Genomic DNA, 17,054 nt, shown 5'->3' with positions numbered 1-17,054 from the left:
TGTTCGGCGGGCCGCGCCACACCCGTGCCGGCCGGCGCAACGACGGACACGGTTCCCGAGACCCGGCCGGATCCAGGAAGTCCTCGGTCCTCAGCGGGATCGGCAACCCTTGTGCCGTCCGCTGCGCACCACCCTGGCGGACCAGGGAAGTTCGAGAAGAGGGAGTATCGATGAGCCGCGCCGGGACCCACGTACCGTCCGGCTACTTCGAGGGACACGGAACCGGTGCCGGCGATCCGTCGCCCTCGCTGCACTACACACCAGAGCGCGGACGGTACGTTCGCACCGCTGCCGCCGACGCCGGTCGGGGATCGCCGGGTACTCCCGGTCGACCACCGGCTCCACGGGCCACGACGGTCGTCGACCGTCCGCCGCGATGGGAACCGTCGGTGGATGACATCGCCGCGCTGGTCACCCCGAACCAGTTCGCACCGCCTCCACGACCAGCCATTGAGGGATCCATGGAACGCTGTGAGATCGAGGCATTTCTCACCCTGGCCGAGGAGCTTCACTTCACCCGGGCCGCAGAGCGGATGCACCTCTCCCCCGGCCGGGTGAGTCAGGTGATCAGCAGGCTGGAGCGCCGGATCGGCGCGCGCCTGTTCGACCGCACCAGTCGCCGGGTCGCCCTCACCCGGATCGGGGCACAGTTCCACGAGGACCTGAGCCCCGGTTACCGCCAAGTCCAACACGCCCTGGAATACGCCGTCATGGCCGCCCGAGGCTTCGACGGCCCTTTGAACATAGGGTTCCTGGGCGCCGCCGGAGGCCAGTTCCTGCTGCGAGCGACGCGCGCCTTCCGCGCCGAGCACCCGACGGCGGAGATCGGTCTCCAGGAGTTCCAGATGAACACCGTCATCACCGGCCTGCGCGCGCGGGACTCCGACATGGCTCTCCTGTCACCGTTCGCCGACCCGGAACTGGTCGCCGGACCTGCTCTGTGGACCGAGCGGCGGTACTTGGCTGTCTCGTCCCGCCATCCTCTGGCGTCCCGCGCCGAGATCCGCCAGGAAGACCTGGCCGAGGTCGTGCTGTTGCGCATGCCGGACAACTGCCCGGCCTCCATCTCCGAGGACCGGGTCCCCTCGCGCACCCCCATGGGCAGACCGATTGCCCACGGCCCGGCCGCCACCACCTTCCTGGAAGTCCTCCTCCTGGTAGGCGCCGACGAGGGTGCCTTTACTGTGGGGGAGGAGGTGAATCGTTTCTACACCCGCCCCGAAGTCACCTACCTCCCCATCACAGACGCGCCTCCGATCGCACGGAGCCTGGTTTGGCGCCGGTCCCATGAAACCGAAAGGATGCGCGCCTTCAACGAACTGGCCGTCAGACTCAGTCGCGAACACACCACGCCATGAGGACACCCGGCTTTCCGTCCGGCGCCGGGACGTTCGGCACCCCACAGTCGAAGGAGGCACCGGAGTTGAGCGACGCGGCCAACTCGGGACCGGTGCCGGACGTCGCAGCGCCGGTGACTCAAAGACGGTTTCTTGAGACCTTCGTGATCGGCCGGGAGGGTAGATCCAGTGAATGGGAACTACCAGTTCCCACTACACTGAGCCGACCCGTCCACGGCCTGCATTGACTAGACAGCCACCGTATGCCAACCACCTCAACCGGAGGCTGGAATTGGCGGCTGATTCGATATCGAGCGGGCCAGTCAATGGGGAAGCGGAAATGTGATACAGGTCCCATCCGGAGCGTTAGTCAACCGTTGTGAAACGTGAAGTCGCGGAAGCGCCGAGCATCTCCCGCATTCTGCGGCAAGCCCGTGCACGTCGCGGCACTTCGAACATCCCGGATTCACTGCGACTTTCGGCAGCAGATCGGCTCCCGGTCTCCCCCAGGAGGAGACGGCGACACTGGCGGGGGTGAGCAGGCGCTGGTACAGCGCGCTGGAGTCCGGCAGGCCCGCGTCCTACAGCGACTCCCTCCCCGGACGCGATCCGGGAACTCGTCGAGAACAGCGAGAACTGCCCCGCCTACGCCAGCGATCACCGCTGGGACGTCCTGGCGCACAACCCGCGGATGGGCGAGATCTTTCCCTGGATGGGCTATGGCCTCAATGTGATGGAGTGGGCGCTGACCTGACCCGAGGCCCGGAAGCAGTTGATCGGCTGGGAGAAGGAATGGGCACTGCCCATGATCGCCAAGCTCCGGTTGCACGCCGAGCAGTATCCGGGTGACGAGCGCTTGAAGGAGGTCATCCGCACCGTCCGTACCGACCGTACCGACGCCACAGCACGGAAGCTGTGGGACTCCCCCGACCTGCCGAGCGTCACCCACCCGTCCTTCATCCGTCCTCCGCCCGTCCCCGGCGCCTCTATCTGCCCCGGCAGGGCGGAAAGGAACTCTCCGTCCGCCTCGTGGCTCTGATGCCGATGGATTTCCCTTTCCTGCCGCCTCCTGTCCATCTCTCCCGCGTAGACCAACGCCACCGGGAAATGTCCGCTGAAGGGTTGAGCGGTGCGTGCGGCAACCGTTGGAATGACGCGGCAAGCCGTGGTTGAGGATCTCCGCTGTGGAGTCACCCGGCCAGTTCTGCAATGACGTTGCTCCAGCAGCGATTGGCTCAGGCAGACACGAATGGTGCTGATGCTGCGGGCGCCGGGTGAGCCCGTGCAGGCCGTGCAGGCCGTGGCCGAGACCGCCGGAGATGCTGGAGCGGGTTCAGTCGCGCGAACGGCGGATCTATCGTGTCGTCCATGTCCGAGAGTGTGCGTGCCGATCCGTCTTCCCGGCTCCGGTCCACCCTGGCCGGCCACGAGCACGGCGTCTGGTCGCTGGCCGCTGCCGTGGTGGACGGCCGGCCCGTCGCCGTCACCGGCAGCCAGGACGAGACGGTCCGGATCTGGGACCTCTGTGACGGCCGGCCTGTGGGTGGACCCCTGGTCGGCCACAACGGTCTCATCCGCAACGGCGAAGTGTGGTCGCTGGCGACAGCCGTGGTCGGCGATCGTCCGGTCGCGGTATCCGGCGGCGGGAGCAATCTCATACAGATGTGGGACCTGGCAACGGGCCGGCACGCGGGTGAGCCGCTGGATCACGGCACCGGGGGCGTGTGCGCGGTGGCGACGGCTGTTTGCGACGGACGTCCCCTCGCGGTCACCGGTCATGCCGACGCAACAGTCCGGGTATGGGACCTGGCCCGCCGCGAACAGATCGGTGAGCCGCTGGCCGGGCACACCGACTGGGTGGAGGCGACAGCCACGGCCGTGGTCGACGGCCGGCCCGTCGCGGTCACCGGCAGCAACGACGAGACGGTACGGGTGTGGGACCTGACCGACCGGAAACCGATCGGCGAGCCGCTGGCAGGCCACACCAGCGCGGTGTGCGCCGCAGCGACGGCCGTGGTCGATGGCCGTCCCGTCGCCGTCACCGGCGACTTCGGCGGGACGGTGCGGGTCTGGGACCTGGCGACGCGTCGGCCCGCGGCCGAGCCCCTGGAAACGCGTTCCGAGACCGGTGCGATAGCGCCGGTTGTGGCGCGAAGCCGTCTCCTCGTCCTGGTCGGCAGTGGGGGCGGGACGGTGCGGCTGTGGAATCCGGCCACCGGCGGTCCGGTCGGCGAACCCCTGGAAGGCCACAGCGGCACGGTACGGGCGGTGGCAACGACCGTGCTGCACGGCCGGTCCGTCGCCGTCACCGGCGGCAACGACAGGACGGTACGCGTGTGGGACCTGGCCGGGCTCGCCAGGTCGCCCGGCCGCAGACACACGGGCTGAACAGCACGGCGAACCACACCGACGGCCCCTCCGCCCGCGTGCTCACGCTCATCACCACACAGTTCACGGCGTGCTGCTGGCGCGAGTGAGGAGAACTCCCGTCGGCTGATCAACCAGCCGACGAGGAAACCGGGCGGGAGGCGACACTCAGTGCGAGCCCAGGTGTTCGGAACTGCGGGCGCTGCTCATGCGGGGGCGTGCGTCTGCTCCGTGCCGGCGGAGATGGTCCGGCGGTGCGTTGCCCGGCCGCCAGTCCTCAGCTCACCGCCCGCCCTTGCCCAACGTGCGCCTGACACCCCATCAGAACGAGCGTCAAATGAGCGTCACGAGCGTCATTCCAGCGTCAAGATATCCCCCGTAACGCCCCCACCGCACATAACTCACACGCGCAAGACCACAGGTCAGGAACCCTTCCCCACCGGCTCCAGAATCGCCACGCACTCCACATGGTGCGTCATAGGAAACAAATCAAACGCCCGCAACATCCGCACCCGATACCCCCCACCCCGGAAATACCCCAGATCCCGCGCCAACGCCGCCGGATCGCACGCCACATACGCGATCCGCCGCGCCCCCAGCCCCACCAACTGCTCGACCGTCTTGCGTCCCGCCCCCGCCCTCGGCGGATCCAGGACGATCAGATCGACCTCCGTGATCCCGGTCCGCGGCAGCACCGCCTCCACCTTGCCCTGCTCGATCCGCACCCGGTCGAAGTCCGCCAGATTGTGCCGCGCGTCCTCCACCGCCCGCTTCCCGGACTCGATGCCGAGGACCGCGCCCTTCTCGCCGATCCGGTCGGCCAGCGCCCCCGCGAAGAGGCCCACCCCGCAGTACAGGTCGAGCGCCATGTCGCCCTTGCGCGGCAGCAGCCCCTGCATCACCGCCGTCACCAGCGTGTCCGCCGCCTTCGGATGCACCTGCCAGAAGCCCCCGCTGCCGACCCGGTACGTACGGCCGTCGGCCCGCTCCCGGACGAAGGGACGACCGTGCACCCGGTGCACCCCGCCGTCCTTCTCCCCCACCCGCATCACCGACACCGGCCGGTCCAGCTCCACGATCGGCAGCCGCGCGCCCTCCCTCGGCGTCAGGATCACCTGCCGGTCCTGCGACCCCGTCGCCGCGATGGCCTCCACCGACTCCATCCCGGTCCAGTCCCGCTGCTCGACCCCCAGCTCGTCCACACCCTCCGCGGCGATCATGCAGTGCTCGACCGGCTCGACCTCGTGCGAACGGTGCCGGCGCAGCCCCGCCCGACCCGTCCCCGCGTCCACCGCGTACTGCACCCGCGTCCGCCACCGGGGCACCTCGCCCGCCGGCAGCTTGTCGCCCTCGGCCGGCATCACCGTGCCGTCCCAGCCGGCCTCCTCCGGGGTCAGCCCGGCCAGCCGCTTGAGCTGCTCGGTGAGCACCTCGCCCTTCAGCCGCCGCTGCGCCCCCGGCTTGGCATGCTGCCAGTCGCACCCACCGCACCGGCCGGGACCGGCGTACGGGCACGGCGCCTCGATCCGGTCCTTCGACGCCTCCCGCACCTCGACGGCGTCCGCCCGCAGAAACCGCGCCCCCTCCTCACCCTCGGTCACCCGCGCGACCACCCGCTCCCCCGGCAGCGCGTGCCGCACGAACAGCACCTGCCCCTCGTCGGTCCGCGCGATGCAGTGCCCCCCGTGCGCCACGGGCCCGACCTCGACCTCGTACTCGGCCCCGACCAGCGATTTCCTAGGTTCTGCCTGCATGGCGGGATGACTCCAGTACGTGAAGGGGGGAGGGAACGGGGAAGGAGATGAGCGACGAGCCCGGACAACAGCCCACCAGTCTACGTCGCCCCACCCAGCCCCCACGCACGCTCACACCCGCAGCGCCACCCCCACTCCCGCTCACACCCGCAGCGCCACCCCCACCCCCTTCCCACCCGAAGCCCCACCCCTCAGCCCACCCCACCCACACCAGGAGCCCCACCCTCACCCCAAGCCCGACTCCTCAGCCCACCCCCCGCTCACACCCGGAGCACCCCCTCACCCCTCACCCCGCTCAGCATCCACCCCCCGCTCACCCGCACCCGAACCACTACCCGCACCCCTACCCGTCCCCACACCCTGCCCTAGACCTTGCCCCGCACCCTGCCCCGCCCCCCGCACCGGCCCCCGCCGCACCGCCCCCGGCGCATTCCAGTCCTGCCGCCGCCGCGCCCGCTGCCGCGCCGCCTCCGACGACTCCAACTGATACGGCACCGACGTCACCATCACCCCCGGCGTGAACAGCAGCCGCCCCTTCAGCCGCAGCGCGCTCTGGTTGTGCAGCAACTGCTCGTACCAGTGCCCCACCACATACTCCGGGATGATCACCGACACCGCGTCCCGCGGCGACTCCCGCCGCAGGCTCTTCACGTACTCGATCACCGGCCGGGTGATCTCCCGGTACGGCGAGTCCAGCACCTTCAGCGGGACGTCGATCCCCCGCCGCTCCCACTCCTCCCGCAGCGCCTTCGTCTCGGCCGGGTCCACATTGACGCTGAGCGCCTCCAGCGTGTCGGAGCGCATCAGCTTGGCGTAGGCCAGCGCCCGCAGCGTCGGACGGTGGATCTTGGAGATGAGGACCACCGAATGCACCCGCGAGGGCCGCACGCTGTCGTCGCTGGGCTCCTCCGGCGCGGCCAGTTCCTCCGAGACCCGGTCGTAGTGGCGCCGGATCACGGTCATGACCCCGTAGAAGAGCACCATGCCGAGCAGCGCCACCCAGGCCCCATGGGTGAACTTCGTGACCAGGACCACCACCAGCACCAGCCCGGTGAAGAACGCGCCGAACGCGTTGATCGCGCGGGAGCGGATCATCTGCCGCCGCTTCGCCGGGTCCTTCTCGACCGCGAGATGACGGTTCCAGTGCCGGACCATGCCGGTCTGGCTGAGCGTGAAGGAGACGAAGACCCCGACGATGTAGAGCTGGATGAGCCGGGTCGAGTCCGCGCCGTAGACCCAGACCAGCAGGCCCGCCGCGCCCGCCAGCAGCACGATGCCGTTGGAGAAGGCGAGGCGGTCGCCGCGGGTGTGGAGCTGGCGCGGGAGGTAGCGGTCCTGGGCGAGTATCGAACCGAGCACCGGGAAGCCGTTGTACGCGGTGTTGGCCGCGAGGAAGAGGACGAGGGCCGTGGCCGCCGCCAGGAGCAGGAAGAAGAAGCTGCCGTTGCCGAAGACCGCCTCGGCGACCTGGGAGATCACCGGGTTCTGGACATAGTCCGAGCCGACCGGGACGCCGTTGTCCAGCAGTTCGTACGCCGGGTTCTCCGCCATCCGTACGTCGCTGGCCATGGCCAGCCCGATGATCCCGCAGAACATCGTCACCGCCAGCAGCCCCATCAGCGCCAGCGTGGTCGCCGCGTTGCGGGACTTGGGCTTGCGGAAGGCCGGCACCCCGTTGGAGATCGCCTCCACACCCGTCAGGGCGGCGCAGCCGGACGAGAACGCCCGCAGCAGCAGGAACACCAGGGCGAAACCGGCCAGCCCCTGATGCTCCGCCTTGATCTCGAAGCCCGCGGTCGGCGCCCGCATGGTGTCGTCCAGGACCAGCCCCCGGTACGCCCCCCACGCGATCATGATGAAGACACCGGCGACGAACACATACGTGGGGATCGAGAACAGCGTGCCCGACTCCCGCACCCCGCGCAGATTCATCACCGTCAGCAGCACGATCACCCCGATCGCGCAGGCGACCTTGTTCTCGACCACGAACGGGATCGCCGAGCCCAGGTTCTCGATGCCCGAGGAGATGGAGACGGCGACGGTCAGGACGTAGTCGACGAGCAGCGCGCTGGCGACCGTCAGTCCCGCCTTGGGGCCCAGATTGGTGGTGGCCACCTCGTAGTCGCCGCCGCCGCTCGGGTAGGCGTGCACGTTCTGCCGGTAGGAGGCGACCACGGTGAACATCAGCACCACGACCGCCAGCGCGATCCAGGGGCTGAACTGGTACGCCGACACACCCGCGATGGACAGCACCAGCAGCACCTCGCCCGGGGCGTACGCCACCGAGGAGAGCGGGTCGGACGCGAACACCGGGAGGGCGACGCGCTTCGGCAGGAGCGTTTCCCCCAGCCGGTCACTGCGCAGTGCGCGCCCGATGAGGATCCGTTTGGGCACGTCGGTCAGTTTGGACACGACTGAGCATCGTACGGGCTCGAACGCCCGACCGCCCACATCGTGCACGAGATCCGGGCCACAGATCCGGCGCCCCCCGCACAGCCGCCCCCGATCTGCCCCACGGGTGAATCACACCCCCGATTCGGCCGCACCACCCCCCACCTTTCCGGTACGACAACCACGCCTGTACGACGATCCCCCCAGCGCCCCCCTCTCAGCCCCCAGCGCCCCCTCACCCCCTCGGCGCCCCCGCAGCGCCCCGGAACGCCGGACAGGCACCGACCGCCCTCCCTGCGTCTCCCTTCACAGACACCCGCCCCCTCCTTCCCCTTGGAAGCCTCCTTGAAAGCCCTCTGAAAGCACCCTGAAAGCCCCCGCCCTCCCCAGAGCCCCCTCGGAAGCCCCTCGGAAGCCCCTCGGAATCCCGGAGGTCCCATGCCCGCCACCGCAGAGCTGATCGGCGCCACCGCCGCCCTCATCGGCCTCGGCATCCTCACCCTGCTCAGCGTCCGCCGCATCAGCAGGCGCTGACCATCCCCCTGCCCCCAGAAAAGGACCCCATCGGACGGAACTGCACAGGGGTGCCCTCCGGCCACCGTGCGTGTGTAGCTTGGGCGGCGGTCTGAGACCCTAGAACCAGCCACGTCAACAACACCCGTGACCTCGGAAGGACGGTCGTGCACATCGTCATCATGGGCTGCGGCAGAGTGGGTTCCGCTCTCGCCCAGACCCTGGAGCAACAGGGGCACACGGTCGCCGTGATCGACCAGGACCCCACCGCCTTCCGACGCCTCGGCTCCTCCTTCGGCGGTCGCCGGGTCACCGGTGTCGGCTTCGACCAGGACACCCTGCGCGAGGCCGGCATCGAGGAGGCGGGCGCCTTCGCCGCCGTCTCCAGCGGCGACAACTCCAACATCATCGCCGCCCGGGTGGCCCGCGAGATGTTCGCCGTGGAGAACGTCGCGGCCCGGATCTACGACCCCCGCCGCGCCGAGGTCTACCAGCGGCTCGGCATCCCCACGGTCGCCACGGTCCGCTGGACCGCCGATCAGATGCTGCGCCGTCTGCTGCCGTCCGGCTCGGAGCCGCTGTGGCGCGATCCCACCGGCGGTGTCCAGCTCGCCGAGGTCCACGCCTCGCACGCCTGGGTCGGCCACAAGATCAGCAGACTCCAGGAGGAGACCGGCGTCCGGGTGGCGTTCCTGACCCGGCTGGGCGAGGCGATCCTGCCGTCGTCGCAGACGGTGCTCCAGGAGGGCGACCTCGTGCACGTCATGATGCGCACGGACGAGGTCGAGAAGGTCGAGGCGGCCTTCGCCGAGGGCCCGAAGGAGGGCGGCAACTGATGAGGGTCGCCATTGCCGGGGCCGGTGCGGTGGGCCGCTCGATCGCGGGCGAACTGCTGGAGAACGGCCACGAGATCCTGCTGATCGACAAGGCCCCGACCGCGATCTCGGTCGAGCGGGTGCCCCAGGCGGAGTGGCTGCTGGCCGACGCCTGCGAGATCACCTCCCTGGACGAGGCCGCGCTCCAGCGCTGCAATGTCGTCATCGCCGCGACCGGCGACGACAAGGTCAACCTGGTCGTCTCCCTGCTCGCGAAGACGGAGTACGGGGTTCCGCGGGTCGTCGCCCGGGTGAACAACCCGAAGAACGAATGGCTGTTCAACGAGGCGTGGGGCGTGGATGTCGCCGTCTCCACACCGCGGCTGATGTCGGCGCTGGTGGAGGAGGCGGTGAGCGTCGGCGACCTGGTCCGGCTGCTGCGCTTCAGCCACGGTGACGCCAACCTGGTCGAGCTGACCCTCCCCGAGGAGTCCGCCCTGGCCGGGACGCAGGTCGGCGATGTCGACTGGCCGGAGGACACGTCCCTGGTCACGATCATCCGCGGCACCCGTGTCCTCACCCCCACCCGCGAGGACTCCTTGGAGGCCGGCGACGAACTCCTCTTCGTCGCCGCCCAGGCGAGGGAGGAGCAGTTGGAGGACCTGCTGTCGGAACGCCGGGAGGGGTCGGCGGGGTAGGTGGGAGGAAGAGGGGCCCCGCGAGAGGAGAAGCGGGGCCCTTTGTGGCTTCTTTGCGACCTGGCGACTTTGTAACGACGACTTTTTGACGAACCGAGACGGTCGGCAGGGTGGGCACAGGCCCGGAGGTCCGGGGGCGAAACCCCCGGCAGGCTCACGGCAACGCCGGGCCCCCACCAACCGCCCCGCACCCCTGCTTCTACTTCACGGCCCCCTTGGCAGCTTCCTCCCGCTCGGCCGCCTCCATCTCCGCGAACACATCGATCGGCGCCGGCGCCTTCGCCAGGAAGACCCACGTCAACCACACCGCCAACAAGAACGGCGGAATCTTCAGACCCACCAACACCCACCCGAGCTGCGTCGTGTCCGCCCACCAGTACAGCGGGAACAGAATCGCCGACTTGCCGAGCAGAATCAGCCCCCACGCCCAGCTCGCCTTGGCGTACGCCTTCTTCCGCCCGGGATTGCGGGTCCGCCAGGACAGGTTCTCCTTGAACACCGGCCCCAGGATCAGCCCGATCAGCGGCACCCCGCACAGCGTGGTGACGATGTAGGCGAGGCCCAGCCCCACCGTGTAGAGCATGCCCGGCAGATAGAAGTCCTTGGCGTTGCCGGTCATCATCGCGAAGACCACACCGAAGGCGACCCCGAAGACCCCGCTGAAGGCGTGCTTGACGGTGTCCTTCATGGCGAGCCGGACCACCACGAGCACCAGGGACACGGCCAGCGCGGCGATGGCCGACAGATGCAGGTCCTTGTTGATCGTGTAGATGCTGACGAACAGCAGGCCCGGGACGACCGTCTCGACCATGCCCCGGACGCCGCCGAACGCCTCGAACAGGGCGGCCTCGGTGACCGCGCGGGAATCGTGCTCCCGCTCCTGCTGGGCGTCTTCGGTCGGCTTGTCGAGCGACGTCACCGGCTACTCCCGTCCGAGGGGTCTCAGTTCGTACTTGGGATTGAACAGCACTCTGCGGCCCCGGCTCATCGAGATCCGGCCCGACGCGATCATCCTGCGGCCCGGCTCGATCCCGACGATGGAACGCCGCCCCAGCCACACCACGTCCAGCGCGGCGGAGCCGTCGAACAGCTCGGCCTCCAGGGCCGGGACACCGGCCCGCGGACGCAGCGTGACCGTGCGCAAGGTACCAGTAACCGTCACGATCTGTCGGTCGTGGCAGTCACAGATACGGGTGCACCCGGTGATGTCCGCGTCCTCGCGCAGCTCCTCGGACTCCAGGTCCTCCTGCGATGAGGAGAGCCGGTCGAGCATGCGCCGGAACCGGCCCACCGGCTTGTCGGAACCAGGAACAGCACTCATGTCTGAAGGGTACCGGGGCACCCCGACAGCCCAGTACCCCCTCATTTCTCGAAGCGGTATCCCATCCCCGGTTCGGTGATGAAGTGCCGGGGGTGCGAGGGGTCCGCCTCCAGTTTCCGGCGGAGCTGGGCCATGTAGACCCGCAGATAGTTGGTCTCCGTCCCGTACGACGGCCCCCACACCTCCTGGAGCAGTTGCTTCTGGCTGACCAGGCGCCCGGTGTTGCGCACCAGCACCTCCAGCAGATGCCACTCGGTGGGGGTGAGCCGTACGTCCTTCCCCGCCCGGTTGACCTTCTTCGCGGCGAGGTCGACGGTGAAGTCGTCGGTCTCGACGGTCACCTCGTCCTCACCGGCCCCGGTGGGCTCGGCCCGGCGCACGGCGGCCCGGAGCCGGGCGAGCAGTTCGTCCATGCCGAAGGGCTTGGTGACGTAGTCGTCGGCGCCCGCGTCCAGCGCCTCGACCTTCTCGTCGGAGGAGTGCCGCGCGGAGAGCACCAGGATCGGTACGCGGGTCCAGCCCCGCAGCCCCTTGATCACCTCGACGCCGTCCATGTCCGGGAGCCCCAGGTCCAGCACGACCACATCGGGGTGGCGGGCGGCGGCGAGCTGGAGGGCGGTGGCCCCGTCGTGGGCCGCGTCGACCTCGTACTTGCGGGCCTTGAGGTTGATCACGAGGGCGCGCACGATCTGCGGCTCGTCGTCGATCACGAGCACCCGGGTCATGAAGCCCGCCTTTCGGTTCGTAGGGGGCCCTCGGCCCCGGTGCGCGGCCGGTCGGCCCGCGCTGTCGTCACATCCGCCGGCTGCCCGGCATCCACCGGTTTCCCGGCGCCGTCCGCCCTGGCCGGTTGCCCGGTACCGGGCGCCTCGGCCGGTTGCCCGGTGCCGGGCACCCCGCCCGGTTCCCCGGTACCGGGCGCCGCGGCCCGGTCCGCGTCCGCCCGGCCCCCGTGCACCCGCCCCCCGTCCGTCCGGTCCCCGCCCGCGCGGTCCGCGTCCGTCCGGTCGCCGTCCCACCGGTCGTCCCCGTCCCGCCGGGCCGCCCGCAGGGTCAGCACCATCGTCAGACCGCCGCCCGGGGTGTCCTCCGCGGTCAGTGTGCCGCCCATCGCCTCGGTGAAGCCGCGCGCGACGGCGAGGCCGAGGCCGACACCCGCCCCGCGGGGGACGTCCCCGTGCCGCTGGAAGGGCTCGAAGATGCGTTCCTTCGCCTCGTCCGGCACTCCCGGCCCCCGGTCGACCACCCGCACCTCCACCCGGTCCGCGATGGCGCTCGCGGCGACCAGCACCGTCTGCTCCGGCGGGCTGTACTTGACGGCGTTCTCCACCAGGTTGGCCACCGACCGCTCCAGCAGCCCGGCGTCCACGGACACCATGGGCAGAGTCTCCGGAATATCCAGTTCCACGCTGTCCTCGGGCACCCCGCCGAGCGCCATCGGCACCACCTCGTCGACGTCGATGTCCCGGATGATCGGGGTGACGGTCCCAGTCTGGAGGCGGGACATGTCGAGCAGATTGCCGACGAGGTGGTCGAGCCGGTCGGCGCCCTCCTCGATGCCCTCCAGCAACTCGGCCTGGTCCTCCTCCGACCAGGCCACGTCGTCCGACCGCAGTGAGGAGACGGCGGCCTTGATCCCGGCGAGGGGCGTGCGCAGATCATGGCTGACGGCGGCCAGCAGCGCGGTGCGGATGCGGTTGCCCTCGGCCAGTGCCCGCGCCTGGTGGGCCTCCTCGCGCAACCGGCGCCGGTCGAGCACCACGGCCGCCTGCGCGGCGAAGGCGGCCAGCACCCGGCGGTCGGAGGCGGGCAGCACCCGGCCGGTGAGCGCGAGCGCCATGTGATCGCCGACGGGGACGTCCACATCGGCGTCCTCGGGCCGCTCGGGGGCCGGCCCGACGCCCGCGCGGCCGACGCAGGTCCAGGGGTCGACGTCGCTGGACCGCTCCAGCATGGCCGCCGATTCCATGCCGAAGGTCTCCCGGACCCGTTCCAGCAGCTCTTCGAGGCTGGTCTCGCCGCGCAGCACATTGCCCGCGAGGAAGGAGAGTATGCCCGCCTCGGCTCTCAGCCGGGCCGCCTGATGGGTGCGCCGGGCGGCGGTGTCCACGACGGACGCGACGGACACCGCGACCCCGATGAAGATCACCAGGGCGACGATGTTCTTGGGGTCGGCGATGGTCAGCCGGTGCAGCGGATAGGTGAAGAACCAGTTCAGCAGGAGCGAGCCGACGGCGGCCGAGGCGAGCGCCGGATAGAGCCCGCCGAGCAGCGCGGCGGCGACCGTCACGGTGAGGAAGAGCAGCATGTCGTTGGCGAGGCCGATACTGACCGTGCTCAGCAGCAGCGTCAGCAGCGGCGGCCCGGCCAGTCCGACGATCCAGCCCCACAGGATCCGCCCCCGCCCGAGCCGGGCGCCCCGGGCGACGGGCAGTCCGCGCCCCTTGGCGGCCTCCTCGTGGGTGACGATGTGGACATCGAGGTCGGGCCCGGACTCGCGGGCGACGGTCGCCCCGACACCCGGTCCGAAGACGTACTGCCAGCTCTTGCGGCGGGAGGAGCCGAGCACGATCTGTGTGGCGTTCACACCCCGCGCGAAGTCCAGGAGGGAGGCGGGAATGTCGTCCCCCACCACATGATGGAAGGTGCCGCCGAGATCCTCGACCAGCGTGCGCTGGACGGCCAGTTCCTTGGGCGAGGCACCGGTGAGTCCGTCGCTGCGGGCGATGTAGACGGCGAGGACCTCGCCCCCGGCGCCCTTCTCGGCGAGCCGGGCGGCCCGGCGGATCAGCGTCCGCCCCTCGGGACCGCCGGTCAGGCCGACGACGATCCGCTCCCGCGAGCCCCAGATCTTCGACACCCGGTGCTCGCTGCGGTACTCGGTCAGATACTCGTCCACCCGGTCCGCGACCCAGAGGAGGGCCAGTTCCCGCAGGGCGGTGAGGTTGCCGGGCCGGAAGTAGTTGGAGAGGGCCGCGTCGACCTTGTCGGGCTTGTAGATGTTGCCGTGCGCCATCCGGCGGCGCAGGGCCTCCGGGGACATGTCGACCAGCTCTATCTGGTCGGCCCGCCGCACCACCTCGTCCGGCACGGTCTCCTGCTGCCGCACCCCCGTGATGGACTCCACGACATCGCCGAGTGACTCCAGGTGCTGGATGTTGACGGTGGAGACGACATCGATCCCGGCCGCCAGGAGTTCCTCGACGTCCTGCCAGCGCTTGGGGTTGCGGGAGCCCGGGACGTTGGTGTGGGCCAGTTCGTCCACGAGGGCGACCTTGGGGCGCCGGGCGAGGACCGCGTCCACGTCCATCTCCGTGAACGTCGTGTCCCGGTACTCCAGCTCCCGGCGCGGGATCTGCTCCAGGCCGTGCAGCATCACCTCGGTCCGGGGCCGGGCGTGGTGCTCCACGAACGCGACCACGCAGTCCGTGCCCCGCTCGACCCGGCGATGGGCCTCCGAGAGCATGGCGTAGGTCTTGCCGACGCCCGGTGCCGCACCGAGGTAGATCCGAAGCTTGCCGCGTGCCATGTCCCTATTGTCTTCCCGTCACTGCCGCGTACGCAGCGTAGACCTTACGGCCAACGATGCCGACAAAGGGGACGAGCGTGAGTCGAGGGGACGTCTTTGACAGAACTCTGATGCGCCGCCGTACCCCGTGGTGACCGAGCGGATGGCCCCGGTCACGCCTCCACGATCGTCCCGTCACTCAGCTCCAGCACCCGGTCGGCGAGGTCCAGCAGGGTCGCGTCATGGGTGGCGACGAGGGCGGTGACGCCCTCGCTGCGGACGACCGCTCTGAGCAGCTCCATCACCGCGTGCCCGGTCTCGGCGTCGAGCTGGGCGGTGGGTTCGTCGGCGATGAGCAGGGCGGGGTTGTTGGCGAGGGCGCGGGCGATGGCGACCCGCTGCTGCTGGCCGCCGGACAGCTCGCCGGGCCGCTGGGCGGCGTGCTCGCTGAGGCCGACCAGGGCGAGCAGCAGCGCGACGCGTTCGTCCCGCTCGCGCGGGTCGGTCCGGCGCAGCCGCAGCGGCACCCCGACGTTCTCGGCGGCGCTGAGGATCGGGATGAGGCCGAAGGACTGGAAAACGAAGCCGATCCGGTCCCGGCGCAGCTCCAGCAGGCCGCTCTCGCCGAGCCCGGTCAGATCCCGCCCGTCGAGGGTGATCCGGCCCCGGTCGGGGGCGTCGAGCCCGCCGACGATGTTGAGCAGGGTGGTCTTGCCGGAGCCGGAGCGGCCCTTGAGGGCGACCAGCTCGCCGCGCGGCACGGCGAACGACACCCCGCGCAGGGCATGGACGGCGGCGGCGCCCTGCCCGTACGACCTGTGGACGTCCTCGACGCCGACCATGGTGTCGGTGACCACCTGATGCATGCTCTTCCTCCCCCGTGACCGGCCCGGGAGCGTCCGGAACCACTCGCTGGGCCGGGCGCCAGTATCGCCGGGGGCGCCCGGCCGATCAACGGATAAGACGCGCCGGGATCAGTTCGGGTTGTCACCGTGAGTGAGGGTTTCCCAGGCGACGAAGAGATTGTTGCTGCCGGACGGACGGTTGCGCTCGGTCAGCGCCTGGGTGTTGGACATGGCGATGCCCAGCCGGTTGTGCAGGGCGTTGTAGCCGACCTCGGTGATCGGGCCGAGGCCCCGGTTCAGGGTGCCGCCGCACAGCCAGCCCGGCGCGGCCTCGCCCAGTTCGTAGCGGGCCTGGAAGCCGAGGGCGTGCCGCAGCCGCTCGCCGACGTCGGTGCCGTAGAGGTCCTGGCCCTGGATGCGGCTGGTCTCGGCGACATGGGAGATCGCGGAGATGCCGTATCCGGTGTGGGTGAAGTCGCGGCAGGTCTCCTGGGTGAGGCCGGTGACGAAGGTGGACTGGCCCTGCCAGTAGCCGACGATCTTCTCGCGGGTGTTGAGGTTCTGGCTGGGCACGGTCCTCGGCAGGTCCCCGTCCGACGCGAGGTACACGAAGGCGGCGGTGCGGGTGCGGAAGGTGGCCATGGCCCGGTCGTAGGACGTCTTGTCCTCCAGGAAGACGGAGATGCCTATGGCGGCCTCCATCATCGACAGCTCCCAGTTCCCGTTGGAGTTGGAGCCGTTGATGATCTCCGGGAGGTAGACATTGCGGAGCATGGTGGCGAACCGCCCGGAGTTCGGCCAGCCGCCGGTGTACGTGTACTTGATGATCTCGGCGGCCTTGGGCCAGGAGGAGCCGGCCCAGCCGGTCTGGAGCGGGGCGTTGCTGTTGGTGTGGTCGGTGAGGGTGCCCGACCATGCGTCCATGAGCTGGATGGCCTTCTGCGCGTAACGGGCGTCCCGGGTGACGTACCAGGCGAGCGCGTTGGTGTAGGCGGCGATGGCGTCCTCGCGCTCATCGGTGCACCCGTTGTTGGGGTTGGAGTACGAACCGCACTCCACGACCGCGCGCGGCTTGGGCGCCCGGCTCTGGACGGCGTACTTGCTCGCCATCATCTGGTCGTAGGCGCCCTTCCAGGGCTGGGCTCCGGCCAGAACCTTCTCGCGGGCGAAGTCGAGCTGGCTCTTGGAGACGGTGACGCCGGGGTGGGTGAACGTGGCAGGGGCGGCGCCCGCGGGGGCGGCGCCCGGTCCGGCGAGCAGTCCGGCGACGAGCGCCGTCGCGGCGGTGACGATGGTGGCGGTGAGGGACGTGGCTCTGCGGCGGTGCCGTGTGGGGGTGTTCGGCATCGTGGAGGTCCATCCGTTCTCGACTGCGAATGCCCTGGCGGGCATTCTCGTATATGAACGACGACTCCCTCCATGAACAGGAGGGTTGGCCGGAGACGATAGGTATGGACCAGGAGGGCGTCAAGGGTCGCCGTCACGGAAACCGGGTGACCGGTGAC

At 70.1% G+C, this 17,054-nt stretch carries 14 protein-coding genes; 6 read left to right on the top strand and 8 right to left on the bottom strand.

The window, feature by feature from the left end; genetic code table 11:
• Window positions 1-389 precede the first annotated feature (389 nt).
• The 4 genes from AB0O01_RS35780 to AB0O01_RS35765 all read left to right on the top strand — a co-directional run bounded on the left by AB0O01_RS35780 (window position 390) and on the right by AB0O01_RS35765 (window position 3,725).
• Window positions 390-1,358 carry a LysR family transcriptional regulator gene (locus tag AB0O01_RS35780; RefSeq protein ID WP_365320204.1) on the top strand — a complete coding sequence of 323 codons (969 nt, stop codon included), beginning with the start codon at window positions 390-392 and terminating at the stop codon, window positions 1,356-1,358.
• 586 nt (window positions 1,359-1,944) lie between these two features.
• Window positions 1,945-2,091, top strand: coding sequence for a hypothetical protein (locus AB0O01_RS35775; protein ID WP_365320227.1), 147 nt, complete (start codon window positions 1,945-1,947; stop codon window positions 2,089-2,091).
• Window positions 2,092-2,142: 51 nt separating this feature from the next.
• A complete protein-coding gene (locus AB0O01_RS35770; protein ID WP_365320202.1) occupies window positions 2,143-2,376 on the top strand; it encodes a hypothetical protein in 234 nt (77 codons plus the stop codon).
• A gap of 329 nt (window positions 2,377-2,705) precedes the next feature.
• A complete protein-coding gene (locus AB0O01_RS35765) occupies window positions 2,706-3,725 on the top strand; it encodes a WD40 repeat domain-containing protein (protein ID WP_365320200.1) in 1,020 nt (339 codons plus the stop codon).
• Window positions 3,726-4,126: 401 nt separating this feature from the next.
• Here the strand turns inward: AB0O01_RS35765 and AB0O01_RS35760 are convergent, their stop codons facing one another.
• A complete protein-coding gene (locus AB0O01_RS35760; protein WP_365320198.1) occupies window positions 4,127-5,458 on the bottom strand; it encodes a class I SAM-dependent RNA methyltransferase in 1,332 nt (443 codons plus the stop codon).
• Between the two features lie 279 nt (window positions 5,459-5,737).
• Complete coding sequence (locus AB0O01_RS35755) at window positions 5,738-7,870, bottom strand: APC family permease (protein WP_365320196.1); 2,133 nt, start codon at window positions 7,868-7,870, stop codon at window positions 5,738-5,740.
• Window positions 7,871-8,529: 659 nt separating this feature from the next.
• Between AB0O01_RS35755 and AB0O01_RS35750 the strand changes: the two genes are divergently transcribed.
• Window positions 8,530-9,198 (top strand): TrkA family potassium uptake protein, encoded by a 669-nt coding sequence (locus AB0O01_RS35750; protein ID WP_355744422.1) that lies wholly within the window; start codon window positions 8,530-8,532, stop codon window positions 9,196-9,198.
• Entirely contained in the window at window positions 9,198-9,875 is a 678-nt protein-coding gene (locus tag AB0O01_RS35745; protein ID WP_365320194.1) for a TrkA family potassium uptake protein, read from the top strand. Before AB0O01_RS35750 ends, AB0O01_RS35745 begins: the two co-directional genes overlap by 1 nt.
• 199 nt (window positions 9,876-10,074) lie before the next feature.
• Here AB0O01_RS35745 and AB0O01_RS35740 read toward each other — a convergent pair whose 3' ends face one another.
• The 6 genes from AB0O01_RS35740 to AB0O01_RS35715 form a co-directional block, all read right to left on the bottom strand.
• Window positions 10,075-10,794, bottom strand: a complete 720-nt coding sequence (locus AB0O01_RS35740) for a DUF3159 domain-containing protein (protein WP_365320192.1) — start codon at window positions 10,792-10,794, stop codon at window positions 10,075-10,077.
• 3 nt (window positions 10,795-10,797) lie between these two features.
• The gene (locus tag AB0O01_RS35735; protein ID WP_365320190.1) at window positions 10,798-11,196 is read right to left on the bottom strand and encodes an OB-fold nucleic acid binding domain-containing protein; all 399 of its coding nucleotides are present in this window, start codon (window positions 11,194-11,196) and stop codon (window positions 10,798-10,800) included.
• A 41-nt stretch (window positions 11,197-11,237) separates the two neighbouring features.
• Window positions 11,238-11,921, bottom strand: coding sequence for a response regulator (locus AB0O01_RS35730; RefSeq protein WP_355744410.1), 684 nt, complete (start codon window positions 11,919-11,921; stop codon window positions 11,238-11,240).
• Window positions 11,918-14,725: a sensor histidine kinase KdpD gene (locus AB0O01_RS35725; protein WP_365320188.1), complete on the bottom strand. Its 2,808-nt coding sequence runs from the start codon at window positions 14,723-14,725 to the stop codon at window positions 11,918-11,920. Before AB0O01_RS35725 ends, AB0O01_RS35730 begins: the two co-directional genes overlap by 4 nt.
• A 152-nt stretch (window positions 14,726-14,877) precedes the next feature.
• The gene (locus AB0O01_RS35720; RefSeq protein ID WP_365320186.1) at window positions 14,878-15,570 is read right to left on the bottom strand and encodes an ABC transporter ATP-binding protein; all 693 of its coding nucleotides are present in this window, start codon (window positions 15,568-15,570) and stop codon (window positions 14,878-14,880) included.
• A gap of 108 nt (window positions 15,571-15,678) precedes the next feature.
• Complete coding sequence (locus AB0O01_RS35715) at window positions 15,679-16,896, bottom strand: alginate lyase family protein (protein WP_365320184.1); 1,218 nt, start codon at window positions 16,894-16,896, stop codon at window positions 15,679-15,681.
• Between the last annotated feature and the right edge of the window lie 158 nt (window positions 16,897-17,054).

Source organism: Streptomyces sp. NPDC093252 (assembly GCF_040683675.1).
Taxonomy (GTDB): Bacteria; Actinomycetota; Actinomycetes; order Streptomycetales; family Streptomycetaceae; genus Streptomyces.
The sequence above is the reverse complement of the archived record's forward strand: the minus strand, read 5'-3'. Positions and strand labels throughout refer to the sequence as shown.

What these genes read in the sequence shown, in the direction of transcription:
- AB0O01_RS35720 (WP_365320186.1), bottom strand. Translation starts at nt 15,570, where the DNA reads ATGCATCAGGTGGTCACCGACACCATGGTCGGCGTCGAGGACGTCCAC.
- AB0O01_RS35760 (WP_365320198.1), bottom strand. Translation starts at nt 5,458, where the DNA reads ATGCAGGCAGAACCTAGGAAATCGCTGGTCGGGGCCGAGTACGAGGTC.
- AB0O01_RS35730 (WP_355744410.1), bottom strand. Translation starts at nt 11,921, where the DNA reads ATGACCCGGGTGCTCGTGATCGACGACGAGCCGCAGATCGTGCGCGCC.
- AB0O01_RS35770 (WP_365320202.1), top strand. Translation starts at nt 2,143, where the DNA reads ATGATCGCCAAGCTCCGGTTGCACGCCGAGCAGTATCCGGGTGACGAG.
- AB0O01_RS35725 (WP_365320188.1), bottom strand. Translation starts at nt 14,725, where the DNA reads ATGGCACGCGGCAAGCTTCGGATCTACCTCGGTGCGGCACCGGGCGTC.
- AB0O01_RS35715 (WP_365320184.1), bottom strand. Translation starts at nt 16,896, where the DNA reads ATGCCGAACACCCCCACACGGCACCGCCGCAGAGCCACGTCCCTCACC.
- AB0O01_RS35745 (WP_365320194.1), top strand. Translation starts at nt 9,198, where the DNA reads ATGAGGGTCGCCATTGCCGGGGCCGGTGCGGTGGGCCGCTCGATCGCG.
- AB0O01_RS35765 (WP_365320200.1), top strand. Translation starts at nt 2,706, where the DNA reads ATGTCCGAGAGTGTGCGTGCCGATCCGTCTTCCCGGCTCCGGTCCACC.
- AB0O01_RS35735 (WP_365320190.1), bottom strand. Translation starts at nt 11,196, where the DNA reads ATGAGTGCTGTTCCTGGTTCCGACAAGCCGGTGGGCCGGTTCCGGCGC.